Source organism: Roseomonas sp. TS2 (assembly GCF_058833935.1).
This window is the reverse complement of the sequence record NZ_JCACVY010000252.1, coordinates 1-4959: the sequence shown is the minus strand read 5'-3', so window position 1 is coordinate 4959 and position 4959 is coordinate 1. Positions and strand designations below refer to the sequence as shown.

The window sequence follows — 4959 nt, the reverse complement described above, 5'->3', positions numbered from 1 at the left end:
GCCGGCCTTGGCATCCGGCCCGGCGGTGTCCGCCGGGCCGAGCTTTCCTCACACCAGGTCGGGCACCGGCTCGAGCACCGTCACGGGCACGGGCAGGCGGCCCTCGGCGATGCCGAACTGCAGGTAGTGCTGCAGCGGGTTGATCCCGTCGGCCGCCACGTCGGCGTTCGCGGCCAGGTAGCCGCTGGTCGAGAAGGCCGCGCTCGGGTCGCGCTGCTCCCGCGCGCCGAACTCCAGGTAGTGCTGGAGCGGGTCGAGGCCAGCCTCGGCCACGTCGCTGTAGGTGGCGAGGTAGTAGTCCACGTCGAAGAAGGCGTTCGGGTCGCGGCCTTCCTCCCAGCCGAACTCGGCGAAGTGGCGCGACGGGTCGATGCCCGAGGCGGCGACGTCGGGGTTGTTCTCGAAGTAGAACTGGGCGTCGACCAGCGGGTTCTGCGGGCCGGTCACCTCCGGGGTGGACTGGAAGGCGGCCCGCTCCTCGGCCATGCCGAAGTAGAGGTAATGCACCAGCGGGTTGAGGCCGGCCTCGGCCACGTCGGTGTTGTTCTGCAGGTAGAGGTCGCCGCTGAAGGCGTAGCTGGGCTCGCGCCCCTCGCGCCAGCCGAAATCCGTGTAGTGGGCCAGCGGGTCGATCCCCGCCGCGGCGACGTCCTGGTTCTGGTTCAGGTAGTAGGCGACGTCGAACAGGGCGTTCGGGTCGCGCCCCTCGTGCCAGCCGAACTCCATGTAGTGGGCCAGCGGGTCGGCGCCGGCCGCGGCCACGTCCGGATTCATCGCCAGGTAGTACTGGGCGTCGAAGGCCGGGGCGTCGGACGGGAAGCCCGCGGGGTCACGGAAGGCATTGATGGTCAGCGCCAGCGGGTCGGACAGGTCGGAGGCGTTGCCCTCCGCATCGCTGGCGATGGCGGTGAGCTGGTAGGTGCCGGCGGCCAGCGCCTGCTCGGGCGTGATCGTCCAGGTGCCGCCCTCGGCCACGGCCGAGCCCAGCACGGTCTCGCCATTGTAGAGGGTGACGGTCAGCCCGTCGGCGGCGGTGCCGGTGATGGTCGGAGTCGCGTCGGTGGTCATGCCGTTGCCGACGGTGCCGCTGTCGCTGCCCGGGTCCAGCGCCAGGGCCGCCGGAGCCTCCAGGGTGCCGCCGGCGGGCAGGTCGATCTCGACCACCGCGGGGGTCGGGCTGGTGGTGGAGATGTTGCCGGCCGCGTCGGTGGCGGTGGCGGTGAAGCTGTAGCTGGCTTCGGGCAGGGAGGGGGTGGTGAAGGTCCAGTTGCCCTCGGCGTCGGCGGTGACCGGCGTGCCCACCGTCTCGTTGCCGTTGAACACGGTGATGGTGCTGAGCGCCTCGGCGGTGCCGGAGAGCGTCAGCACGGGCAGGGCGGAGACACCGTCCGCGACGGCGCCCTCGCTGTTGGCGATGGCGACGATGACGGGCGCATCCGGCGGGGTGGTGTCGGTCTGATCGGTCGGGGTGATGGTGAAGTCGAAGATCTGCGAGGCGGTCAGCGAGGCGTTGCCGGCCGCATCCGCCGCCACGGCGCCGAACAGGTAGTCGCCGGCGACCAGGCCGGGAACCTCGATCCGCCAGGTGCCGTCATCCGCGGCGACCACCGCGCCGGCATCCGTGTCCTGCCCGCCGAAATTCTGCCGCAGCGTCACCGTGGCGCCGGGCTCGGCCGTGCCGGTGAAGACCAGCGTGTCGACGGTGACGGTGTCGGCGACCGGGTTGTTTTGAAGGTCGGTGATGGCGCCGATCACCGGCGCGTCCGGCGGGGTGACGTCGATCGCCGGGTCAGGTGGCACGGAGGCGAGGGTGAACTCGCCCTCGGTGCCCGGGATGCTGCCCACCTGCAGGTAGTAGGTCTGGTCGGCCCGGGCGAAGAACTGCACGGAGGAGGCGCTGCCGCCATTGTTCGTCACGCCGCCGAGGCTGGCGATGGAAGGCGCCGTGCCCGCGGGCGCGGACCAGATGATGAGGCTCTCGGCGGCCGATCCGGGGCCGAAGCTGAAGGCGACCGCGCCGTTCGCGGCCGGGGTGAAGCTGTACCAGACGCTGCTGGTGCCGCCGAAATAGTTGGATTCGCCTTCCTGCGCCGAGGCCTCGACGGTTGTGCCGACCAGGCTGGCACCCGGGTTGATGGCAATGGCGTTGATAATATCGTTGTTGGCTGGCGCTGCCATTTGCTGCTTCCCCGCTGGATTGAACTAGCAAGGGGATTTAGCTGCCTTCCGGAGATTCGCGTCAATCAAGACAGGCCCTGCCGGGCAATGAATGCTTATAACGATCCTGTTATTGATGCCGTTGTTGATATACCGGAAACTATTATTTCAAAAATTTGTTCTGTTGGGCTTGCAACCGTTTCGTTTTTTCTATGTTCGATTGCTGGCGTGCGTCGCCGGCACCGGGAAACCGGCCCCGGGGGAGTCGCCGATAAGGAGTGGGGGGCGGATGTGGAAAAGGGAGCCCGCGGCTCCCTTCCCATGAATCCCGTGCCTGCCCGCCTGCCGGCGCGGTGGCTAGTGGCCGGTGCTGCCGAAGCCGCCGCCGCCGCGCGCCGTCTCCGGCAGCGCCGCCACCTCGGCCCAGGCGGCACGGGTGACGGGCGCCAGCACGCCCTGGGCGATGCGCATGCCGCGCTCCACCGTGAACGGCTCCGTGCCCGCGTTCATCACGATGACCTGCAATTCGCCCCGGTAGTCCTCGTCGATGGTGCCAGGGCTGTTGGGCAGCACGATGCCGTGCTTCAGCGCCAGGCCGGAGCGCGGGCGGATCTGCAGCTCGTGCCCCTCGGGCAGCGCCATCACCAGCCCGGTGGGCACCAGGGCGCGGGCGCCGGGGGCGATGGTCAGCGGCGCGTCCACGGCGGCCAGCAGGTCGAAGCCCGCGGCGCCCGCCGTGGCGTAGGCCGGCAGCGGCAGCCCCTCGGCATGGGGCAGGCGGCGGACGGCGATGGTGGCGGTGCTCATGCGGGGCGGGTCTCCGGTTCGGCAAGCTGCGTGGCGACACGCGCGGCGAGGCGTGCCGCCACCTCGGCCTTGGGCAGGCGCGGCCAGTCCTCGACCCCGGCCTCGGTCACCAGGTGCACGGTGTTCTCGGCGCCGCCCATCACGTCGCCCGAGACGTCGTTGGCCACGATCCAGTCGCAGCCCTTGCGCCGGCGCTTGGCGATGGCGTTGGGCACCACGTTCTCCGTCTCGGCGGCGAAGCCCACCACCAGGCCAGGGCGCCGCGCATGGGCGGCGAGCGTGGCCAGGATGTCCGGGTTCAGCGCCAGCGCCAGCGGCGGCGGCGGCGCGCCCGGCACCTTCTTCAGCTTCTGGGTGGCCTCCCCGGCGCTGCGCCAGTCGGCCACGGCGGCGGCGCAGATGGCGGCGTCGGCGGGGAGGGCGGTCTCGCAGGCGGCCAGCATCTCGCGCGCGCTCTCCACATGCACCACCGAGACCCCCCCCGGGTCCGGCAGCGCCACCGGGCCGGAGACGAGGGTGACGCGCGCCCCCAGCGCCGCCAGCGCGGCGGCGATGGCGTGGCCCTGGCGGCCGCTGCTGCGGTTGGCGATGTAGCGCACCGGGTCGATCGGCTCGTGCGTCGGGCCGCTGGTGACCAGCACATGCCGCCCGGCGAGCGGCCCCGCCGCCTGTGGTATTTGCGGCTCGGCTGCGGGCGGCGCCAGCAGCGCGGCGATGGCCTGGAAGATCTCGGCCGGCTCGGCCAGGCGGCCCGGCCCGCTTTCGGCCTCGGCCATGGCGCCGGTGCCCGGCCCCACCACCCGCACGCCGCGCGCTTGCAGCAGGGCCATGTTGGCCCGCGTCGCGGCATGGCCCCACATCGCCCAGTTCATCGCCGGCGCCACCAGGACCGGCCGCTCCGTCGCCAGCAGCACGGTGGTGGCGAGGTCGTCGGCCAGGCCATGCGCCATCTTCGCCAGCAGGTCGGCCGAGGCGGGCACCACGGCCACCAGATCCGGCATCCGCGCCAGGCGGATATGGCCGACATCCGCCTCCCCCTGGAGCGACCAGAGATCCTGGTGCACCGGCTCCCCGGCGATGGCCTGCAGCGCGTGCGGCGTGACGAAGCGGGCGCCGCCGGCCGTCAGCACGGGCGTGACGCGGGCGCCGGCCTTGCGCAGCAGCCGCGTCAGCTCCAGCGCCTTGTAGGCGGAGACGCTGCCCGAGACGACGAGCAGCACATGCTTCCCCGCCGGCATGAGGGGCCTAAAGCTTCCAGCCGGTATGGATGGCGACGATGCCGCCCGAGAGGTTCTGCCACTTCACCCGCTCGAAGCCGGCGCGCTCCATCATGCCCGCCAGCGTCGGCTGGTCGGGGAACATGCGGATGCTCTCGGCGAGGTACTGGTAGCTCTCCGAATCCTGGGCGATGCGGCCGCCGATGGCCGGCAGCGCCTTGAACGACCAGGCATCGTAGAGCGGCCGCAGCGCGTCGATCTCCAGGCGGGAGAATTCCAGCACATGCATCCGCCCGCCGACGCGCAGCACGCGGTGCGCCTCGCGCAGCACCGCGTCCTTGTCGGTGCAGTTGCGCAGGCCGAAGGCCATGGAGACTTTCTCGACGCTGGCATCCGGCAGCGGGATGCGCTCGGCGTCGGAGCAGACATAGGTCAGCCCCTCCGCCAGCCCCTTCTGCAGGGCGCGGTTCTGGCCGACATTCAGCATCGCGGCGTTGATGTCGGACAGGATGACCCGGCCCGCGCCGCGCTTCTTGGCCAGGAACGCCACATCGCCCGTGCCGGCGGCGAGGTCGAGCAGCGTCTCGCGCGGGCCGGCGGCGATGGCGGCCACGAAGATCTGCTTCCAGGCCCGGTGCAGGCCGAGCGACATCAGGTCGTTCATCACGTCGTATTTGGGCGCGACGCTGTCGAACACCTCCCGCACCATCGACGCCTTGGCGTCCCTGGGCACTTCGCGGAAGCCGAAATCCGTGGTCTGGGTCATGCCTGCCAAGAT

4 protein-coding genes are annotated in these 4959 nt (G+C 71.3%); all 4 read right to left on the bottom strand.

Features of this window, described 5'->3' with window-relative positions; translation table 11 throughout:
• Positions 1–48: 48 nt before the first annotated feature.
• Positions 49–2178 carry an MSCRAMM family protein gene (locus ACZJYS_RS22610; protein ID WP_493180408.1) on the bottom strand — a complete coding sequence of 710 codons (2130 nt, stop codon included), beginning with the start codon at positions 2176–2178 and terminating at the stop codon, positions 49–51.
• Between the two features lie 336 nt (positions 2179–2514).
• Positions 2515–2964 carry a dUTP diphosphatase gene (gene dut, locus ACZJYS_RS22605; RefSeq protein ID WP_493180407.1) on the bottom strand — a complete coding sequence of 150 codons (450 nt, stop codon included), beginning with the start codon at positions 2962–2964 and terminating at the stop codon, positions 2515–2517.
• Positions 2961–4202, bottom strand: a complete 1242-nt coding sequence (gene coaBC / locus ACZJYS_RS22600) for a bifunctional phosphopantothenoylcysteine decarboxylase/phosphopantothenate--cysteine ligase CoaBC (protein ID WP_493180406.1) — start codon at positions 4200–4202, stop codon at positions 2961–2963. Before coaBC ends, dut begins: the two co-directional genes overlap by 4 nt.
• Positions 4203–4209: 7 nt before the next feature.
• On the bottom strand, positions 4210–4947 hold the full coding sequence (locus ACZJYS_RS22595) for a class I SAM-dependent methyltransferase (RefSeq protein WP_109515903.1): 738 nt from the start codon (positions 4945–4947) through the stop codon (positions 4210–4212).
• Positions 4948–4959: the final 12 nt, after the last annotated feature.

Coding starts and splice junctions, on each gene's coding strand:
- ACZJYS_RS22610 (WP_493180408.1), bottom strand. CDS start 2,178: ATGGCAGCGCCAGCCAACAACGATATTATCAACGCCATTGCCATCAAC.
- dut (WP_493180407.1), bottom strand. CDS start 2,964: ATGAGCACCGCCACCATCGCCGTCCGCCGCCTGCCCCATGCCGAGGGG.
- coaBC (WP_493180406.1), bottom strand. CDS start 4,202: ATGCCGGCGGGGAAGCATGTGCTGCTCGTCGTCTCGGGCAGCGTCTCC.
- ACZJYS_RS22595 (WP_109515903.1), bottom strand. CDS start 4,947: ATGACCCAGACCACGGATTTCGGCTTCCGCGAAGTGCCCAGGGACGCC.